Raw genomic sequence first — 16,798 nt, 5'->3', positions numbered from 1 at the left:
CACACCAAGGCATGAAGTTGTCTCGCGACAACGCGCGGCCGGTGAGCACGCGCTCAGCCGCGTCCACCGCGTGCACCTGGATCACGCGCTTGGCGAGATCGACCCCTACGCGAACCGCTTGACCTCGTGTAATCTGCTCCACGGACTTCCCCTTTCACAGGCTTCAGATTGATGACTTCGAACACCACCAATCTTGGCGCTTCGTCGCCGTTGCCCGAAGGTGGGAAGTCCCTTCGCATTCCCATCGAGCGGACGTCTTCCAGCCGGCTTCGCCGTCTGCAAGCCGCCGCTCATGTCAAACGTTAGGCCGCACACAACGCGTCATGCCGTTCGGCGAGGAGCAAGCAATGCGAGATGCAAGCCTGTTCGAAGCGATTGGAGGCGCGGAAGGCGTCCTCCATCTTGCTCATGCTTGGCATCAGCGCGTCATGGCTGACGAGATCGTGGCGCACGCTTTCAGTCATGGCTTCCATCCGCGGCATACCGAGCGGCTGGCCGCCTACTGGGGTGAGGCATGGGGTGGACCACCGACCTACAGTCAACGGTACGGTAGCGAGTCTTCGGTAGTTCGAATGCACAGTGGCAACGGATCGCACGAGGAGATGGATCGTCGCGCTATCGAGTGCTTCGACCGCGCACTGGACGATGTGGGAGTCACCGACCACGTACTTCGCGGCGTGCTCCACGAATACTTCGCTTGGGCCACTACCAACTCGATGGCCTCTTACCCCGAGAGCGCGGACAAAGTGCCAAGTGACCTGCGCATTCCTTCCTGGTCCTGGGAAGGTTTGCAACGGTGAAGGCTGGTACCGGAACCTCGCTGCCGGGCAAGCGCAGCCGCCGAGCGGCCCGAGTGCGGCCTAACCCTTTACAGGGACTTCCGAAGTAGTCAACACATTGGCGGTCTGGATTGCGTCGTGCGAGGAAGGGGATGGGGCCGGATCGGACGATCAGATGGTGCAGGACTCAGGTAGTTCGCAGCCGCGCCAGCGTGCCGAGCTCATTGCCCGCGTCCTCGAGCACGTCGCTCAGCGCGGCTTGCAGCTCGCGTGAGCCTTGCGCGAGAACCAGCCCGAACTCGGCCAGCAGGCCGCGGATGCGGTTGATGCACGGGGTGCGGTCTTCCTTGAGCCCCTCGCGCAGCCGGTGCACGCACAGCATGCTCTGTTGCTCGACCGACTTGACCGGCACGAAGCGCATGCGCGCTCGAGAGGCCGCCTCGCAGATCGCCGCCGCTTCGTTGGCGTCGTTCTTGCCGCTCGCTCCCTCGCGCCGGTACGGGCTGACCAGCTGCGCCGAGATGATGCGTGCGTCCAGCCCGAGCGCGATCGGCTTGCGGGCCCAGTGGTGCGCGCTCGAGCTGGCCTCCATCGCCACGATGCCCCCTGCGGGCAGCTTCGCGCACCAGGGCATGAAGTTCTCCCGCGACAACGCGCGGCTGGTGAGCATGTGCTCGGCCGCGTCCACCGCATGCACCTGGATCACGCGCTTGGCTAGATCGACCCCTACGCGAACGGCCTGACCTCGTGTACTCTGCTCCACGGACTTCCCCTTTCACAGGCTTCAGATTGATGACTTCGAACACCACCAATCTTGGCGCTTCGTCGCCGTTGCCCGAAGGTCGGAAGTCCCTTCGCATTCCCATCGAGCGGCATGCCGCTCATGTCAAAGAGCCCAGCATGGAACCGCTCCGAATATCCACCGCCGCCGAAGAGCAAGACGTTGCGCTCATCCACAGGTTTCTGTCGGTGGAGTCCGCGTGGGCCAAAGGCATTCCCCTCGAAACCGTGCGCGAGTCAGTCAAGAACTCATTGAACTTCGGCGGTTTCATCGGCGCGTCCCAGGTTGCCTTCGCGCGGGTCGTATCTGACTACGCGACGTTCGCCTACCTCGTTGATGTCTTCGTTCTGCCGGAGCATCGTGGCAAAGGCTACAGCGCGCAGCTGATGGCAGCGGTCATGGGGCATCCAAGACTGCAAGGGTTGCGCCGGTTCATGCTTGCCACGAGCACGGCACACGGGCTGTACGCAAAGTTCGGCTTCACGGCCCCAATCCGCCCGCAAACGCTCATGGAGCGGTTCGTTCCCAATGCATACGCACAGGGGCTCTAACCCCTGCCCTCGCCCGTGGGACTCCTTGCGTCGGCGGGCCGTATCATCAACTGATGAGCGCAAGCAAAGAGTTCGTCAGTCATGTTCGGGAGTTGTTGTCGCCCATTGGAAATCTCAGCGACGGCACGTTCTTTGGCGGCCACGCGCTGAAGCACGGCGGGCAGCAGTTCGCCATGATCATGGGGAACACGCTCTACCTTCGGGTTGACGATGAAACCAGACCGGAATTCGTCGCGAAGGGTTCGAAACCTTTTTCCTATCTAACCAAGGCTCGGCGCGTCGAAGTCCGAACGTACTTCGCTGCGCCTGAAGAGCTACTGGAATCGAAGGAAGCGCTACTGGCCTGGACCCGCAAAGCAATCCGTGCTGCAACTGGTTCGTAGCCCTTCCATCGAGCGGACAGCTTTCGGCCCGCGGCCTCCAGCGGCCCCTCATGTCATGCGTTAGGGAAGGTCTGAACAACGTGAAGATGCGAGCGCGTTTGACTCGTTCAGCCGCTGCACCCAAGAGTTCGGGCTCAAGCGGGGTCGTTTCCAGCGGCCTTCGCCGCGCTGCGCGGCGTTCATGCGCTTCGCGGACGGAGTACCGCCATTGCAATCAACTGTCGCCGCGCCATCCACAGGTTCGAGAGCGCGAACAGCGTCACCACGTGCGCAGTGTTCTTAGCCAACCCGCGGAAGCGAACCTTGGCCAGCCCGAACTGGCGCTTGATGACCCGGAACGGATGCTCGACCTTTGCTCGCACGCTGGCCTTGCGGTGCTCGCGCTTCTGAGTCGCCGCCTTGCGGCGCCCGTCAGGCAGCTTAGCGATGTCGCTCGGGCGAGCAGCGATGTGCCATTGCAGATCCTCCCGGTCAATGCGCGCCTGCGCGCCGCGGTAGCCCGAGTCAGCCCACACGTGCTGTTCCTTGCCATGCAGCAGATCGACGATCTGCTCGACGTCCGACTCGTTGGCTGCCGTGGTGGTGACCGTGTGCACCAGACCGCTGTGGGCATCGACGGCAATGTGCGCCTTCATCCCAAAGTGCCACTGGTTTCCCTTCTTGGTCTGATGCATCTCGGGGTCACGCTCGCCCTCGGCGTTCTTGGTAGAGCTCGGCGCCGCGATGATGGTCGCATCCACGATGCTGCCTCGCTTGAGCAGCAGGCCCTTGCGCGACAGGTGCGCATTGACCGCCTTGAGGATGTCGTCAGCCAGGTCATTGGCTTCGAGCAGGTGGCGGAAGTTCAGGATGGTTGTCTCGTCGGGGATAGCCTCGCCCAAACTCAGTCGTGCAAACGCGCGCAGCGAGGCGATCTCGTACAGCGCCTCTTCCATCGCCGGGTCGCTCAGCGCGAACCAGTTCTGCATCAGGTGAACGCGCAGCATCGACTGCAGCGGATACGGCCTGCGGCCACGCCCGGCCACCGGGTAGTGCGGCTCGATCAGGCCCAGCAGCGCCTTCCACGGCACGACCACTTCCATCTCATCGAGGAAGACTTCGCGCCGCGTCTTCTTGCGCTTGCCGGCGTACTCCGCGTCCGAAAAACTGATCTGGCTCATGGTTGCGCGCTCCATAAATGACCGCCATCGACCATGCAAGAAGCATGCACTTGTTCAGACCTTCCTTAGGCCCCGCAATCCACAAAGCAGGCAGCCCCTGGAACTCACCTGAGCGCGAACTCATGGCCCAGAACCTCGTCCCGTTCGCCTTTCGCGATCCCGTCATAAACGTCGACTTGGTCAGGCAACTATCATCGACGGTTCTCAAGTTCTCGCAGGAGTCCAATGTGGCCAAGAGCCTTCGAGTCTTTGCAGTCGCCAGCCTGCTCGCAGCGGTGGCGGTGTCAGCCTCGGCAGGTCCGGCGGAAGTCGCCAACTCTGCTGCGAGTCAGGCCTCGGCCGTAGCAACGAAGGTGGAGGGTGCGGTCAAGCGCGGAGTTCAAAAGGCCGCAAGCGCGGTCGAACACGGGGCGTCAGTTGCGGGGCGGGCGGTAAACAAGACAGCTCAGAAGCTCGGCTTGCCCGCGTCGGCGGCTTCCGCATCGCAGTAGCGAAGCGATCGAATGTCAATCGTGCTCCGTATCAAGGCACGGAGCAATGAGTTGAGCATGTTGTCCATCTCAAGCATGTCACCGAGGTTCACTGCCAGTTGGGCAATCTACGTGCCGCCGGCGATTCCCGTCAAGCCCCGAACGTTCGCTGCCATGCATCACCCGGTCGAGCAGAGCTCCCCTTCATTGCAGCTGCGCCGCGCCTGCTCCGGAGATGCGACGGCCGTGACCGACTGCGTCAACGCCGCCTACTCCCACTGGGTTCCAAGAATCGGTCGAAAGCCCTGGCCCATGCTTCAAGACTACGCCACGATCGTAGAAACCGAGCATGTCGTGGTTGCGGAGATCGCGGGCGAGATCGCCGGAATTCTCGTGCTCTGCGAAACGCCGGAGGGTCTCTTGGTCGAGAACGTGGCTGTCGTTCCCAAGCACAAGGGTCAAGGCGTCGGCAAAGCACTCCTCATTCATGCCGAGACGGAGGCAGCAGCACGGGGCCATGCTTCGCTCTATCTCTACACGAACGAGAAGATGTTTGAGAACATCGCGCTGTACATCAAGGTGGGCTACGTCGAGTATGGGCGGCGTCAAGAAGAAGGCTTTCGCCGCGTCTTCCTGAGAAAGGCGCTGCGGTGAGAATGGCATCCAACCCCGCCATCGGGCGGACCGACTCCGCTCCACGTCCTGCGCTGTCCACTCATGTCAGACGTTAGAGCGCGCATGCGCGTCATCGAGACCCCCCGTCTCACGCTGGAGCCACAGACGGCGGCGCACGCCGAGGAGATGTTCGTGGTCCTGAGCGACCGGGCGATCTACGAGTACGAGAATGCGCCGCCGCCCTCCCTGGAATGGCTGCGCGCTCGGTTCGCCAAACTCGAATCGAGGCGCTCCTCGGACGGGCAGGACCAATGGCTCAACTGGGTCATCCGGCTTCCAACGGCAGAGCTCGTCGGCTATGTTCAAGCCACGGTGCGCCCGAACGGCGCCGCCGCCATCGCCTATGAGTTGTCAAGCGTGCATTGGGGTCGCGGCCTCGCGCGCCGAGCGGTCCAGGCCATGATTTCCGAGCTTGTCGAGCACTACCAGGTGCGCAGCCTGTGCGCCATCCTCAAGCGCGAGAATCTGCGGTCGTTGCGCTTGCTCGAGCGCCTGGCCTTCTCGCTCGCGTCGCCCGGACAGCATGTCGAGCAACGGGTGGCGCCGGGGGAGTTGCTGATGCACCGCGAAATTCAGCGCACATGAGCCAACGTCGACTTCAAGCCGGTGGGTGCGCCAGGCGCACGACCCTTGAAGCTGGCGCAAAATGCCATCGACCAGGGAGGCCACGCCATGAATATCACGAGGGTCGTTGCGATCGCGCTGATCGTTGCCGGAGCGCTCGCCCTGCTCTACGGCGGCTTCAGCTACACGAAGGACACGACAGCGGTCAAACTCGGCCCGATCGAACTCTCCGTGAAGGAGAACAAGACCGTCAGCGTGCCAATGTGGGTCGGCATCGGAGCGATCGTGGTCGGGGGCCTCCTGCTGGTGCTCGGCGACAAGCGAGGCTAGCCAAAGCCTGCCAAGGCATCGCGCGGGCTGCGCGCGCAAATTGCAAGGTGACTGACGACCCATGTTCGGAACCCAGGACCTGCCGCTGTTCGTCGTCTCGGGCCTGTTGCTCAACATGGTGCCCGGGCCCGACTCGCTGCTGATCGCCACGCGCAGTGCCGGACAAGGCTGGCGCGCCGGCTCGGCGGCCGCGCTGGGCGTCGGCACCGGCACCTTCGTTCACGTGTTCGCGGCGGCGCTCGGCTTGTCGGCGGTGCTCGCCACCTCGGCGTCGGCGTTCGAGGTCATCAAGTACCTCGGCGCGGCGTACCTGGTGTACGTCGGTCTTCGCCTGCTGCTGGCCGGGCGAGCGGCGCGCGATGCCATGCAGGCCGTGCCGGCGCCGGCGCTGCGCTACCGGACGATCTTCGCGCAGGGCTTTCTGACCAACCTGCTGAACCCGAAGGTGGCCTTGTTCTTTCTCGCGTTCGTACCTCAGTTCATCGATCCGGCATCGTCGGGCAAGGCGCTCGCCTTCGTCGCGCTGGGCTGCATCTTCAATGCGAACAGCATGCTGTGGGGCCACGCGCTGGTGTTCTTTGCGGCGGCGGCGGGCCGGCGCGTCAGGCTCGCCGAGCCGTTCACGCGCTGGCTGAACCGCGCGGTTGGTGCGATATTCGTGTCGTTCGGCGTCAAGCTCGCGCTGTCGGGCCGCGCCTGAGATCAGGTTCCAACGGGAGACAAGAAGATGTTCGAGAGCAGGAGCCCCACGAACCCGTACGCACCGCCCACCGCCCACGTCGCCGATGTCACGCATCGCGAGTCGGCCCCGCGGATCTGGAACCCGAACGCGGCGGCGAACTGGAGCCTGCTGTTCAGCCCGGTGTTCGGCGCCATCCTGCACATGAAGAACTGGGACGCGCTGGGCGAACCCGCGAAGGCCGCCGGCGCGAAGGCCTGGGCCATCGCGACGCTCGTGCTGCTGCTGGCGCTGGCCGGCATGTCGGCGATGCTGCCGGATTCGAAGGCGCTCGACGGCGCCTCGCGCGGCGTCGGCCTGATCCTGCTGCTGGTCTGGTACTTCTCGAGCGGGCGCGCACAGGCACGCTATGTGAAGGAGAAGTTCGGCGCCGCGTATCCGCGCAGGGGCTGGACCCGGCCGCTGCTGATCGCGGTCGGTGTCACGGTCGCGTTCTTCGCGATCGTGTTCGTGATTGCTTTTGTGGTCGGCATGGCCGGCGCGCGATGAGCTTCACGGTTGCGACCTGGCCGGTTCTCGCCGCGTTCGCGATCGCGAGCCTGGTGCTCGCGGCGACGCCGGGGCCGGGCGTCCTCTACATCGTCACGCGCACCCTCGCGCAGGGGCGGCGCGCGGGCCTCGCGTCGGTTGCCGGCGTCGCGCTCGGCAACCTCGGCAATGCGCTCGCTGCGTCGCTCGGGCTGGCCGCACTGCTGGCCGTGTCGACGCTGGCGTTCGACATCGTCAAGTACGCCGGCGCGGCGTATCTGCTGTACCTGGGCCTCAGGACACTGCGCGCGCCATGGGCGCCGACGGCCGACGCCCCTCGCGAAGCGCCACCCTCGCCGCGCGTGATCCTGCGCGACGGCTTCTTCGTCGCGCTGCTGAACCCGAAGACCGCGCTCTTCTTCGCGGCGTTCCTGCCGCAGTTCATCGACCCAGGGCTGCCGGCGATGGCGCAAAGCGTGCTGTTCGGCGTGGCCTTCGTCGCGATCGCGGCGTGCACCGACACGGCCTACGTGCTGCTCGCCGGTGCCGCGGCGCCGGCGCTTGGCAACCTGAACCGCGCGCGCGCATCGGGCCGGTACCTGACGGCCGCGATCTACATCGGTCTCGGCATGTTCACGGCCGCAACGAGTTCGCGCAGCGCGCGCTAGCGCGGGCCGCGCCGCGCGCACGTCAGACTGCGGTCAGGCCGTGCCACGCGGCGATGAACGCACGCGCGTTCGCACCGACTTCGGCGGGGCTCATTCCGGGCTTGTACAGCGCCGATCCGAGGCCGAAGCCGTCGGCCCCGGCCGCGCGATAGGCGACCATGCCGGACGGCGTGATGCCGCCCACCGGCAGCAGCAGCGTGTCGGCGCTCAGCACCGCGCGCAAGGCCTTGACGACGGCCGGCGTGATCAGCTCGGCCGGGAACAGCTTCAGCCCATGGGCACCGGCGGCCAGCGCGCCGAATGCCTCGGTCGCGGTCGCGACACCCGGCAGGCAGACCATCCCGAGCTGCACCGCGGTGCGCACGACCTCGGCGTCGAAGTTCGGCGCGACGACGAGCCGACCGCCCGCCGCGTGCACCTCGCGCACCTGCTGCGTCGTCAGCACGGTGCCGGCGCCCACCAGGGCACCCGGCAACGCGGCCGACAGCGCCTCGATGCTGCGCAGCGGCTGCGGCGAATTCAGCGGCACCTCGATCAGCCGCCAGCCTTGATCGACCAGCGCGTGACCGACCGCCAGCGCCTCGCCGGGCTGCAGCCCGCGCAGGATCGCGATCAGCGGCAGCGCCGCGATCGCGTCGGTGAACGATGGGTTCGGGTTCATCGGCGAATTGTGCCCGCGATGTCGTGCAGCCCGCTCCAGCCGGCCCGCGCGCCGACGGCCTCGCTGCGCACGCCCCGTGACGCGAGCGCCCGCGCGTAGCGCTGCGTCAACGCCGGCGCGCCGATCAGCACGACCTGCTCGGTGCCGCGCAGCGCGCGCGAGCGCAGCTCTTCGCCGATCACGATGCCCGACAGGTAGCTCGGCCGCAGCGCCGGCGCCAGGAGGTCGAACAAGGCCAGCGTGCGCACGCTGAACGCCGCTTGCAGCAACCCGGCGCTGCGCAGTGCATGCGCGACGCCGGCGTCGAATGCGTCATCGTGCAGCGCGCCGTCATCCGCCGGCAGCGTGCGCGCGAGGATCGAGTGCTGGCGCAGCAGCGCATAGAACTCGCCGGTCATCACGGTCTCGAAGTCGACGATGCGCCCGCCCTCGACCCGCACCCACTTGCTGTGTGTGCCAGGCAGCACCAGCGTGCCGTGGTCGAGCCCGAGAAGATGCAGCGCGCCGAAGACCTGGGTCTCCTCGCCGCGCATCACATCGGGCACGCCGTCGTGCTCGCAGCTCAGGCCCGGAACGATCGCGATCCGGCCGGGCACGACCCACGCGAGTCGCGCCGCCACTTCGGCGCGGCCGGCCGGGCAGGCGCAGTAGCGCGCCTCGATCCAGCCTTGCTGACTGCCGGCCATGCCGGCAATCAGGCACAGCGCATCGGCTGGGGCCATCCAGTCGCCGAAGAGTTCGTCGAAGACCGCCGCGAAGCCGCCCGCAGGCACCGTCAGGATGCCGCGCGCGAACGCGCGCTCCTCGAGCACGGTGCCGTCCTCGGCGAGGCGCGCACCGCGCAGCGATGACGTACCCCAGTCGATCGCGATCAGCGGTCGCCAACCCGCCATCAGTGGTTGTCCCTCGGTACGAACGCGCCTCGCTTGCCGACGAGGAAGTCCAGGTCCACCCCCTGATCGGCCTGCAGCACGGTGTCGACGTAGAGCTTCCAGTAGCCGCTCGCGAGCGGCGGCGCGGGCTTCTGCCACGCCGCCAGGCGCTGCGCGAGTTCGGCGTCGTCGATGTGCAGATGCAGCCGGCGCTCCGGCACGTTGAGCTCGATCAGGTCGCCGTTGCGCACCACCGCCAGCGGCCCGCCCGCGGCGGCCTCGGGCGCGGTGTGCAGCACGACCGTGCCGTACGCGGTGCCGCTCATCCGCCCGTCGCTGATGCGGACCATGTCGGTGATGCCGCGGCGCAGGACCTTCGGCGGCAGCGGCATGTTGCCGACCTCGGCCATGCCGGGGTAGCCTTTCGGGCCGCAGTTCTTCAGCACCATCACGCAGGTCTCGTCGATATCGAGGTCTTCATCGTCGATGCGGGCGTGGAAGTCTTCGATGTCCTCGAACACCACCGCGCGGCCGGTGTGCACCATCAGCGCGGGCGTCGCGGCGCTGGGCTTGATCACCGCGCCGCGCGGCGCCAGGTTGCCGCGCAGGATCGCGATGCCGGCCTTCTCCTTGAACGGTCGCCCAAGCGGCTTGATCACCTCGGTGTTGTAGTTCTGCGCATCGGCGATGTTCTCGCCGACGGTGCGGCCGCTGCTCGTCATCGCACCCAGGTGCAGGTGCTGCGCAATCTCCTTCATGACGACCGGCAGGCCGCCGGCGTAGCAGAAGTCTTCCATCAGGTACTTTCCCGAGGGCTGCAGGTTCACGAGGCACGGCAGCTCGCTCGCGAGCCGGTCGAAGTCGTCGATCGAGAGTTCGACGCCGATGCGGCGCGCCATCGCGACCAGGTGGATCACCGCGTTGGTCGAGCCGCCGATCGCGGCCAGCGTTTTGATCGCGTTCTCGAAGGCCTCGCGCGTGATCACCTGCGAGAGCTTCAGGTCTTCGTGCACCATCTCGACGATGCGCCGCCCGGCCTGGCGCGCCAGCACGTTGCGCCGGCCGTCGACCGCCGGGTACGCGGCATTGCCCGGCAACCCGATGCCCAGCGCCTCGACCATGCTCGCCATCGTCGAGGCCGTGCCCATCGTCATGCAATGGCCGTGGCTGCGGTGCATGCAGCTCTCGGCATCGAAGAAGTCGGTGAGCTTCAAGGTGCCGGCGCGGACCTGTTCGCTCATGCTCCACACGCCGGTGCCCGAGCCGAGCTCCTGGCCGCGCCACTTGCCGTTCAGCATCGGGCCGCCACTGACGCCGATCGTCGGCAGGTCGACGCTCGCCGCACCCATCACCAGTGACGGCGTGGTCTTGTCGCAACCCATCAGCAGCACGACGCCGTCGACCGGATTGCCGCGGATGCTCTCTTCGACATCCATCGACGCGAGGTTGCGGTACAGCATCGCGGTCGGCCGCAGCAGCGTCTCGCCGAGCGACATCACCGGGAACTCGAGCGGGAAGCCGCCGGCCTCGTAGACACCGATCTTCACCTGCTCGGCGAGCGTGCGGAAGTGCGAGTTGCAAGGGGTGAGTTCGCTGAAGGTGTTGCAGATGCCGATCACCGGGCGGCCGTCGAACTGGTCGTGCGGCACGCCCTTGCCCTTGACCCAGCTGCGGTACGCGAAGCCGTCGCGGTCCTGGCGGCCGAACCATTGCTGGCTTCTCAGTTCAGAGGGCTTCTTCTTCGGCTTCGAATCTTGGCTCATGGGGCTGCTCGGTTTCCCGGTGTGGCGGTGGCGGGTGGTTCGACATAATATGGTACGACGATTGACCCTGCCTCGTCGAAAACCCGGGAGCCCACCTTGCCAGACATCGACATCCTCTCCGTCGCGAACCCGCCGCCGTTCCTGCTCGAGCCGCTGCAGGCGAAGTACATCGTGCACCAGCGCCTGCACGAGTCCGACCCGGCGGCGTTCGCGGCCGTCGCGCCGAAGATCCGCGCGATCGCGGCCAGCGGCGAGTCGAAGGTCGGTGCCGAACTGATCGCGCAGCTGCCGGCGCTCGAGGTGATCTCGGTGATGGGGGTCGGCTACGACGGCATCGATGTCGCGGCCGCGAAGGCGCAAGGCGTCGTCGTGACACACACGCCGGACGTTCTGAACGACGACGTGGCCGACCTGGCGATCGCGCTGATGCTCGCGTGGTCGCGCCAGATCGCGCGTGCCGACCGCTTCGTGCGCGCGGGCGAATGGGCCAAGGGCCCGCTGCCGCTGGGTCGCAAGATGTCCGGCGCGCGGCTCGGCATCGTCGGCATGGGCCGCATCGGCCAGGCCATCGCGCAGCGCGCGGCCGCGTTCGGCATGCGCATCGCCTATACCGCGCGCAGCGCCAAGCCGGCGCTGCCCTACGCGTACTTTCCGAGCGCCGCGGCGCTGGCGGCACAGAGCGACTTTCTGGTGCTGATCACGCCCGGCGGCGCGGGCACGCGCAAGCTCGTCGATGCCCAGGTGCTCGAGGCGCTCGGCCCGACCGGCTGCGTCGTCAACGTCGCGCGCGGCTCGGTGATCGACGAGGCAGCGCTGGTCGCCGCGCTGCAGGCCGGCACGCTCGGCGGCGCCGCGCTCGATGTGTTCGAGTCGGAGCCGAACGTGCCGCAGGCGCTGCGCGAGATGGACCAGGTCGTGCTGACCCCGCACATCGGCAGCGCCACCGCGCAGACGCGGCGCGCGATGGCGCAGCTCGCCTTCGACAACCTCGACGCGAGGCTCGGCGGCAGGCCCGTGCTGACGCCGGTGCCCGAGTGCCGATGAGTGTCCGGCTGTGACGTGATGTGGCTCGATGTGGCGCATGGCCTCGGGAAAGTCCGCAGGCCGATCCGATTCAAACATCATACGATCACACGATAGGCAACCATTCCGGCACCACCGGAGGAGACAAGCGCATGAAGCTGAAGACCTGGATCGCCGGCCTGATCGCCGGCGCCACCGTACTGGGCGCCGCCCCGGTGATGGCCCAAGAGAAGCTCACCGTCTGGTGGGTCAAGGGCTTCTACAAGTCCGAAGACGACGCCCTGTTCGCGGCGATCAAGAAGTTCGAGGCCAAGCACCCGAAGATCAAGGTCGAACTGTCGCAGTACCCGATCCAGGACATGATCCCGAAGACCGTGTCCGCGCTCGACTCCGGCAGCCCGCCCGACGTGGCCTACGCCGACGTCTACGACTTCCAGGTCACCGCGAAGTGGGCCTACGACGGCAAGCTCGAAGACATCACCAGCGTGATCGACCCGATCCGCGCGCGCTTCGAGCCGGCCGCGTTGTCGACGACCTTCCTCTACAACGACCAGAGCAAGTCGCGCGCGTACTACGCATTCCCGATCAAGCAGCAGACCATGCACATCCAGTACTGGAAGGACATGCTCGGCGATGCGGGCTTCAAGGAGGCCGACATCCCGAAGACCTGGAAGGAGTACTGGAGCTTCTGGTGCGAGAAGGTGCAGCCCGCGTACCGCCAGAAGACCGGCAACCGGACCTACGCGACCGGCTTCCCGATGGGTGTGGATTCGAGCGACTCGTTCTATTCGTTCCTGACCTTCATGGACGCGTACAACGTCAAGCTCGTCAACGACAGCGGCAAGCTGCTGGTCGACGACCCGGCCGTGCGCGCCGGCCTGATCAGCGCGCTGACCGACTACACCTCGGTCTACGCGAAGGGCTGCACGCCGCCTTCGAGCACGAGCTGGAAGGACCCGGACAACAACGTCGCGTTCCACAACAAGACCATCATGATGACCCACAACGCGACGATCTCGATCGCCGCGAAGTGGCTCGACGACATGAACAACGCGGCGCTGACCGAAGCGCAGCGCGCGACCGCGAAGAAGAACTACACCGAACTGATCGCCACCGCCGGCTTCCCGAGCAAGCCCGATGGCAGCAAGATGGTCTACCGTGCCGCGGTGAAGACCGGCGTGATCTTCAAGGACGCGAAGAACAAGGCGGCGGCCAAGCAGTTCGTCGGCTTCATGCTCGACGAGGCCAACCTGACGCCGTATGTCGAGGGCTCGCTCGGCCGCTGGTTCCCGGTGACGAAGAACGCGCAGCAGAGCCCGTTCTGGAAGTCCGACCCGCACCGCCTCGCGGTCTACAACCAGTTCATGAACGGGACGGTGCCGTTCGAATTCACGAAGAACTACAAGTTCACGGTGCTGAACAACGAGAACGTCTGGGCCAAGGCGATGAACCGCATCCTCAACGAGAAGGTGCCGGTCGACAAGGCCACCGACGAGATGATCGCGCGCATCAAGGCAGTGGCGCAGTGATGGGTTGACCCGCTGGCGGGCGGCGCCGATGCGCGCTGCCCGCCTTCTCACCGAGCTCCGACATGGCCTCCAACGCAAGCGCCGCCCTCGCGGCCGCCTCCACCGCGCCGCGCCGCGCCCCCGACCGCTGGCAGTTCTGGGGCCGCATGCTCGTGCTGCCCTACGTGCTGGTGTTCCTGATCTTCGTGCTCTACCCGGTCGGCTACGGCCTGTGGCTGGCGCGGCACCCGGCGAGCTACGTCAAGCTCTTCGACGACCCGATCTTCTTCCGCAGCGTGATCAACACGCTGGTGTTCCTGATCGTCGCGATCAACATCAAGATGGTCATCGCGATGGTGCTCTCGGGCTTCTTCGTGACCCAGCGCTGGTGGATCAAGATCCTGTCGCTGATCTTCATCCTGCCCTGGGCGCTGCCGTCGATCCCGACGATCCTGTCGGTGCGCTTCATGCTGAACCCGGAGTGGGGCGTGATCAACACGCTGATCTTCAGGCTCACCGGCGCCGACGGCCCGAACTGGCTCAACGACCCGACCCTGGCGCTGAGCTTCTCGATGCTGATGCACGTCTGGAAATCGCTGCCCTTCTGGACCCTGATCCTGATCGCCGGTCGGCTGGCCATTCCCGCCGAACAGTACGAGGCCGCGTCGGTCGACGGCGCGACGAACTGGCAGAAGTTCCGCTTCATCACCTGGCCGTCGATGCGCACGCTCTACGTGACCTCGCTGATCCTGTCGATGATCTGGACGCTCGGCGATTTCAACAGCGTCTACCTGCTGACCGGCGGCGGCCCGGCCGACCTGACGCACGTGCTTGCGACCCTGGGCATCCGCTACCTGCGGCTCGACCAGGTCGACCTGTCGATGGCGTCGATCGTCGTCGCGCTCCCGCTCGTTCTGCCGCTGGTTTACTTCATGATGAAGAGGCTCTCGAAATGAAGGCCAAGACCTGGAAGGCCGTCACCACCGAGGCCAAACTGCTGCTGATCGGCATCCCGCTGTTCCTGTGGACCATCATTCCGGTCTACCACCTGGTGCTGTTCTCGATCTCGCCACGCGACAGCGCGACCTCCGGGCGACTGTGGCCGGATCACCCGACCTTGCAGAACTTCGCGATCGTGTTCAACCGGCAGCACTTCTACCTCGACCACTTCTGGGTCCAGCTCTGGAACTCGGTGCTGATCGCGGTGTCGGTGGCCGCGATCACGCTGTTCGTCGCGACCTCGGCCGCGTTCGCGATCAGCCGCCTGAAGGTCAAGGGCGGCCGCTCGGTGATGAACCTGGCGCTGTTCACGTACTTCATCCCGGCCGCGTTCCTCGCGGTGCCGATGTACAAGACGATGGGCAACTACGGGCTGCTGAACAGCCAGTGGGCGCTGATCCTCGCGATGGTGACGATCGCTTCGCCCTACTGCATCTGGGTGTTGAAGCAGGCCTCCGACAAGCTGCCCTACGAGCTCGACGAGGCCGCGCGCATGGACGGCGCCTCGCCGCTGCAGCTGTTCCGCCTCGTCTACCTGCCGCTGATGGTGCCGTCGCTGGTGGCGGTCGGCACCTACGCGCTGCTGCTGGCCTGGAACGAATACCTCTACGCGTTCCTGCTGCTGTCGAACGACACCAGCATCACGCTCGCGGTCGCGCTCGGCAACTTCCTGTCGGCCGACGATTCGCCGTGGGAACTGCTGATGGCCACCGGCCTGATCTACGCGCTGCCGCCGGCAGCGATCTACTACGCCTTCAAGCGCTACATGGTCGGCGGCCTGACCGCCGGCGCCGTGAAGAGCTGACGACAACAGAGCGAGAACGAACATGGCATCGGTCGGCTTCAAGAACATCCAAAAGGCCTTCGGCCCCATCAAGGTCATCCACGGCATCGGCTTCGACATCCAGGACGGCGAGTTCGTCGTGCTGGTCGGTCCCTCGGGCTGCGGCAAGAGCACGCTGCTGCGCATGCTCGCCGGCCTGGAAGAAATCACCGGCGGCGAGATCTCGATCGACGGCAAGGTCGTCAACGACCTCGAATCGAAGGACCGCGACATCGCGATGGTGTTCCAGAGCTATGCGCTCTACCCGCACATGACGGTGCGCGAGAACATGGGTTTCAGCCTGCGCCTGCGCAACGCCGATGCCGCACTGACCGCAAAGCGCGTCGACGATGCCGCGCGCATCCTGAACCTCGACAAGCTGCTCGACCGGCATCCGCGCGAGCTCTCGGGCGGGCAGCGCCAGCGCGTCGCGATGGGCCGCGCGATCGTGCGCGACCCGAAGGTCTTCCTGTTCGACGAGCCGCTCAGCAACCTCGACGCGAAGCTGCGCGTCGCGATGCGCGCCGAGATCAAGGCGCTGCACCAGCGGCTGAAGACCACCACCGTCTACGTCACGCACGACCAGATCGAGGCGATGACGATGGCCGACCGCATCGTCGTGATGCACGACGGCATCATCGAGCAGATCGGCACGCCGCTCGAGCTCTACGACCGTCCGGGCAACCTGTTCGTTGCGCAGTTCATCGGCTCTCCCGCGATGAACGTGATCGAGGGCACTCTGCGCGGCTCGGGTGTCGCCGCCGAGGTCGAGGCCGCCGGCACGCGCTGGCCGGTGCCGGCACAGATCGGCGGCAGCAACGGCCAGGCGGTGCACTACGGCATCCGCCCCGGCGACATGCACCTCGCGCCCGCGGGCCAGGGCATCGCCGCGAAGGTCATCGTCGTCGAGCCGACCGGCGCCGAGACCGAACTGCTGCTGCAGATCGGCGATGCGCAGTTCGTCGTCGTGATCCACGGCCGCACCGCCGCGCAGCCGGACGAGACCGTCTACCTCGCGATCGACGCCGACAAGGCGCACGTCTTCGACGCGGCGTCGGGCAAGCGCCTGGGCTGAAGGGAGCATCAAGTGACACCCGGGCCTTCGCTCGTAGGAGCGGCAAAGCCGAGAGCGGCCAGGCCGTCGAGGGCTGAAGCCGCGCCCCGACTGCGTCGGGGTGCCCTGCGCTGCTCGCTCCGCAGGGCAAGTCCGCAAACTCGGCCCGGGTACGGGCCTCAAACATGCGGACTTGGGCCGCAAGCGGCCCGACCCTGCTGCGCTGCGCTGCTCGGCGCTGGCTTCTTGATGCCCTCGCCGGCCTGGCCGCTCTCGGCTTTGCACCACCGTCGAGGCGTCTCTTCCGGGAACGCCGCCGCGGGTGGGCTTCGCGGCAGGCGGTACCCGGTGCGGGCGATTTCTGTGGCGACGAGCAGCGCAGGGCCGGGGTCGGCACGCGCGCAGCGCGTGCCTCAATGTCTGACTCGCCGCGGCTGTCTGAACGCAGCGAACGAAGTGAGCGCAGTGAGTTCGGCGGCGCGACCCCGGACCGAGCAGCGCAGTGCAGTCGGTGCGCAGCACCGACC

19 protein-coding genes and 2 pseudogenes are annotated in these 16,798 nt (G+C 66.4%); 15 read left to right on the top strand and 6 right to left on the bottom strand.

The genetic code is table 11. From position 1 onward, the window contains the following. Positions 1 to 142 (bottom strand): annotated as a pseudogene (locus tag AC1DTW_RS27390) (IS110 family transposase); the annotation flags it as partial. Between the two features lie 181 nt (positions 143 to 323). Between AC1DTW_RS27390 and AC1DTW_RS27385 the strand changes: the two are divergent. Beyond that, on the top strand, positions 324 to 800 hold the full coding sequence (locus AC1DTW_RS27385; protein WP_477985070.1) for a group II truncated hemoglobin: 477 nt from the start codon (positions 324 to 326) through the stop codon (positions 798 to 800). A gap of 178 nt (positions 801 to 978) precedes the next feature. Here AC1DTW_RS27385 and AC1DTW_RS27380 read toward each other — a convergent pair. Next, a pseudogene (locus tag AC1DTW_RS27380) lies at positions 979 to 1,542 on the bottom strand (IS110 family RNA-guided transposase); the annotation flags it as partial. A gap of 137 nt (positions 1,543 to 1,679) precedes the next feature. On the opposite strand from AC1DTW_RS27380, the gene AC1DTW_RS27375 reads away from it, so the two are divergent. Together AC1DTW_RS27375 and AC1DTW_RS27370 are read left to right on the top strand one after the other, a co-directional pair. Continuing rightward, entirely contained in the window at positions 1,680 to 2,111 is a 432-nt protein-coding gene (locus tag AC1DTW_RS27375; RefSeq protein ID WP_477985074.1) for a GNAT family N-acetyltransferase, read from the top strand. A gap of 53 nt (positions 2,112 to 2,164) precedes the next feature. Beyond that, the gene (locus AC1DTW_RS27370) at positions 2,165 to 2,494 is read left to right on the top strand and encodes a TfoX/Sxy family protein (protein ID WP_477985068.1); all 330 of its coding nucleotides are present in this window, start codon (positions 2,165 to 2,167) and stop codon (positions 2,492 to 2,494) included. A gap of 179 nt (positions 2,495 to 2,673) precedes the next feature. On the opposite strand, the gene AC1DTW_RS27365 is transcribed toward AC1DTW_RS27370, so the two are convergent. After that, complete coding sequence (locus tag AC1DTW_RS27365; RefSeq protein WP_477985066.1) at positions 2,674 to 3,654, bottom strand: IS5 family transposase; 981 nt, start codon at positions 3,652 to 3,654, stop codon at positions 2,674 to 2,676. A gap of 122 nt (positions 3,655 to 3,776) precedes the next feature. Here AC1DTW_RS27365 and AC1DTW_RS27360 point away from each other — a divergent pair, with 122 nt between their 5' ends. The 7 genes from AC1DTW_RS27360 (at position 3,777) to AC1DTW_RS27330 (ending at position 7,568) form a co-directional block, all read left to right on the top strand. After that, positions 3,777 to 4,145, top strand: coding sequence for a hypothetical protein (locus AC1DTW_RS27360; RefSeq protein ID WP_477985064.1), 369 nt, complete (start codon positions 3,777 to 3,779; stop codon positions 4,143 to 4,145). Positions 4,146 to 4,202: 57 nt separating this feature from the next. Beyond that, positions 4,203 to 4,778 (top strand): GNAT family N-acetyltransferase, encoded by a 576-nt coding sequence (locus tag AC1DTW_RS27355; protein ID WP_477985063.1) that lies wholly within the window; start codon positions 4,203 to 4,205, stop codon positions 4,776 to 4,778. Positions 4,779 to 4,862: 84 nt separating this feature from the next. Beyond that, a complete protein-coding gene (locus tag AC1DTW_RS27350) occupies positions 4,863 to 5,384 on the top strand; it encodes a GNAT family N-acetyltransferase (RefSeq protein WP_477985062.1) in 522 nt (173 codons plus the stop codon). A gap of 87 nt (positions 5,385 to 5,471) precedes the next feature. Further along, positions 5,472 to 5,693 (top strand): hypothetical protein, encoded by a 222-nt coding sequence (locus AC1DTW_RS27345; RefSeq protein ID WP_477985072.1) that lies wholly within the window; start codon positions 5,472 to 5,474, stop codon positions 5,691 to 5,693. 61 nt (positions 5,694 to 5,754) lie between these two features. Beyond that, the gene (locus tag AC1DTW_RS27340; RefSeq protein ID WP_477985061.1) at positions 5,755 to 6,393 is read left to right on the top strand and encodes a LysE family translocator; all 639 of its coding nucleotides are present in this window, start codon (positions 5,755 to 5,757) and stop codon (positions 6,391 to 6,393) included. A 27-nt stretch (positions 6,394 to 6,420) separates the two neighbouring features. After that, positions 6,421 to 6,921 (top strand): hypothetical protein, encoded by a 501-nt coding sequence (locus AC1DTW_RS27335; protein WP_477985059.1) that lies wholly within the window; start codon positions 6,421 to 6,423, stop codon positions 6,919 to 6,921. Continuing rightward, positions 6,918 to 7,568: a LysE family translocator gene (locus AC1DTW_RS27330; RefSeq protein ID WP_477985057.1), complete on the top strand. Its 651-nt coding sequence runs from the start codon at positions 6,918 to 6,920 to the stop codon at positions 7,566 to 7,568. Before AC1DTW_RS27335 ends, AC1DTW_RS27330 begins: the two co-directional genes overlap by 4 nt. 22 nt (positions 7,569 to 7,590) lie before the next feature. On the opposite strand, the gene AC1DTW_RS27325 is transcribed toward AC1DTW_RS27330, so the two are convergent. The 3 genes from AC1DTW_RS27325 to AC1DTW_RS27315 are packed head-to-tail and all read right to left on the bottom strand — an operon-like array spanning position 7,591 to position 10,864. After that, a complete protein-coding gene (locus AC1DTW_RS27325; RefSeq protein ID WP_477985055.1) occupies positions 7,591 to 8,229 on the bottom strand; it encodes a 2-dehydro-3-deoxy-6-phosphogalactonate aldolase in 639 nt (212 codons plus the stop codon). After that, entirely contained in the window at positions 8,226 to 9,122 is an 897-nt protein-coding gene (locus AC1DTW_RS27320; RefSeq protein WP_477985053.1) for a 2-dehydro-3-deoxygalactonokinase, read from the bottom strand. Before AC1DTW_RS27320 ends, AC1DTW_RS27325 begins: the two co-directional genes overlap by 4 nt. Next, positions 9,122 to 10,864 carry an IlvD/Edd family dehydratase gene (locus tag AC1DTW_RS27315; RefSeq protein ID WP_477985051.1) on the bottom strand — a complete coding sequence of 581 codons (1,743 nt, stop codon included), beginning with the start codon at positions 10,862 to 10,864 and terminating at the stop codon, positions 9,122 to 9,124. Before AC1DTW_RS27315 ends, AC1DTW_RS27320 begins: the two co-directional genes overlap by 1 nt. A 96-nt stretch (positions 10,865 to 10,960) precedes the next feature. Between AC1DTW_RS27315 and AC1DTW_RS27310 the strand changes: the two genes are divergently transcribed. The 5 genes from AC1DTW_RS27310 to AC1DTW_RS27290 all read left to right on the top strand — a co-directional run bounded on the left by AC1DTW_RS27310 (position 10,961) and on the right by AC1DTW_RS27290 (position 16,292). Next, on the top strand, positions 10,961 to 11,908 hold the full coding sequence (locus tag AC1DTW_RS27310; protein ID WP_477985049.1) for a 2-hydroxyacid dehydrogenase: 948 nt from the start codon (positions 10,961 to 10,963) through the stop codon (positions 11,906 to 11,908). 131 nt (positions 11,909 to 12,039) lie between these two features. Next, on the top strand, positions 12,040 to 13,416 hold the full coding sequence (locus AC1DTW_RS27305; protein ID WP_477985047.1) for an ABC transporter substrate-binding protein: 1,377 nt from the start codon (positions 12,040 to 12,042) through the stop codon (positions 13,414 to 13,416). 62 nt (positions 13,417 to 13,478) lie between these two features. Further along, on the top strand, positions 13,479 to 14,351 hold the full coding sequence (locus tag AC1DTW_RS27300; RefSeq protein ID WP_477985045.1) for a carbohydrate ABC transporter permease: 873 nt from the start codon (positions 13,479 to 13,481) through the stop codon (positions 14,349 to 14,351). Beyond that, positions 14,348 to 15,199 carry a carbohydrate ABC transporter permease gene (locus AC1DTW_RS27295; protein WP_477985043.1) on the top strand — a complete coding sequence of 284 codons (852 nt, stop codon included), beginning with the start codon at positions 14,348 to 14,350 and terminating at the stop codon, positions 15,197 to 15,199. Before AC1DTW_RS27300 ends, AC1DTW_RS27295 begins: the two co-directional genes overlap by 4 nt. A 22-nt stretch (positions 15,200 to 15,221) precedes the next feature. Continuing rightward, the gene (locus tag AC1DTW_RS27290) at positions 15,222 to 16,292 is read left to right on the top strand and encodes an ABC transporter ATP-binding protein (protein ID WP_477985041.1); all 1,071 of its coding nucleotides are present in this window, start codon (positions 15,222 to 15,224) and stop codon (positions 16,290 to 16,292) included. The last annotated feature ends 506 nt before the right edge of the window (positions 16,293 to 16,798 follow it).

This window comes from Rhizobacter sp. P5_A1 (genome assembly GCF_056400745.1).
The sequence above is the reverse complement of the archived record's forward strand: the minus strand, read 5'-3'. Positions and strand labels throughout refer to the sequence as shown.

Bases quoted from the DNA above. Each gene is read 5' to 3' on its own strand.
- AC1DTW_RS27385 (WP_477985070.1), top strand. From the start codon at position 324: ATGCCGTTCGGCGAGGAGCAAGCAATGCGAGATGCAAGCCTGTTCGAA.
- AC1DTW_RS27375 (WP_477985074.1), top strand. From the start codon at position 1,680: ATGGAACCGCTCCGAATATCCACCGCCGCCGAAGAGCAAGACGTTGCG.
- AC1DTW_RS27370 (WP_477985068.1), top strand. From the start codon at position 2,165: ATGAGCGCAAGCAAAGAGTTCGTCAGTCATGTTCGGGAGTTGTTGTCG.
- AC1DTW_RS27365 (WP_477985066.1), bottom strand. From the start codon at position 3,654: ATGAGCCAGATCAGTTTTTCGGACGCGGAGTACGCCGGCAAGCGCAAG.
- AC1DTW_RS27360 (WP_477985064.1), top strand. From the start codon at position 3,777: ATGGCCCAGAACCTCGTCCCGTTCGCCTTTCGCGATCCCGTCATAAAC.
- AC1DTW_RS27355 (WP_477985063.1), top strand. From the start codon at position 4,203: ATGTTGTCCATCTCAAGCATGTCACCGAGGTTCACTGCCAGTTGGGCA.
- AC1DTW_RS27350 (WP_477985062.1), top strand. From the start codon at position 4,863: ATGCGCGTCATCGAGACCCCCCGTCTCACGCTGGAGCCACAGACGGCG.
- AC1DTW_RS27345 (WP_477985072.1), top strand. From the start codon at position 5,472: ATGAATATCACGAGGGTCGTTGCGATCGCGCTGATCGTTGCCGGAGCG.
- AC1DTW_RS27340 (WP_477985061.1), top strand. From the start codon at position 5,755: ATGTTCGGAACCCAGGACCTGCCGCTGTTCGTCGTCTCGGGCCTGTTG.
- AC1DTW_RS27335 (WP_477985059.1), top strand. From the start codon at position 6,421: ATGTTCGAGAGCAGGAGCCCCACGAACCCGTACGCACCGCCCACCGCC.
- AC1DTW_RS27330 (WP_477985057.1), top strand. From the start codon at position 6,918: ATGAGCTTCACGGTTGCGACCTGGCCGGTTCTCGCCGCGTTCGCGATC.
- AC1DTW_RS27325 (WP_477985055.1), bottom strand. From the start codon at position 8,229: ATGAACCCGAACCCATCGTTCACCGACGCGATCGCGGCGCTGCCGCTG.
- AC1DTW_RS27320 (WP_477985053.1), bottom strand. From the start codon at position 9,122: ATGGCGGGTTGGCGACCGCTGATCGCGATCGACTGGGGTACGTCATCG.
- AC1DTW_RS27315 (WP_477985051.1), bottom strand. From the start codon at position 10,864: ATGAGCCAAGATTCGAAGCCGAAGAAGAAGCCCTCTGAACTGAGAAGC.
- AC1DTW_RS27305 (WP_477985047.1), top strand. From the start codon at position 12,040: ATGAAGCTGAAGACCTGGATCGCCGGCCTGATCGCCGGCGCCACCGTA.
- AC1DTW_RS27300 (WP_477985045.1), top strand. From the start codon at position 13,479: ATGGCCTCCAACGCAAGCGCCGCCCTCGCGGCCGCCTCCACCGCGCCG.
- AC1DTW_RS27295 (WP_477985043.1), top strand. From the start codon at position 14,348: ATGAAGGCCAAGACCTGGAAGGCCGTCACCACCGAGGCCAAACTGCTG.
- AC1DTW_RS27290 (WP_477985041.1), top strand. From the start codon at position 15,222: ATGGCATCGGTCGGCTTCAAGAACATCCAAAAGGCCTTCGGCCCCATC.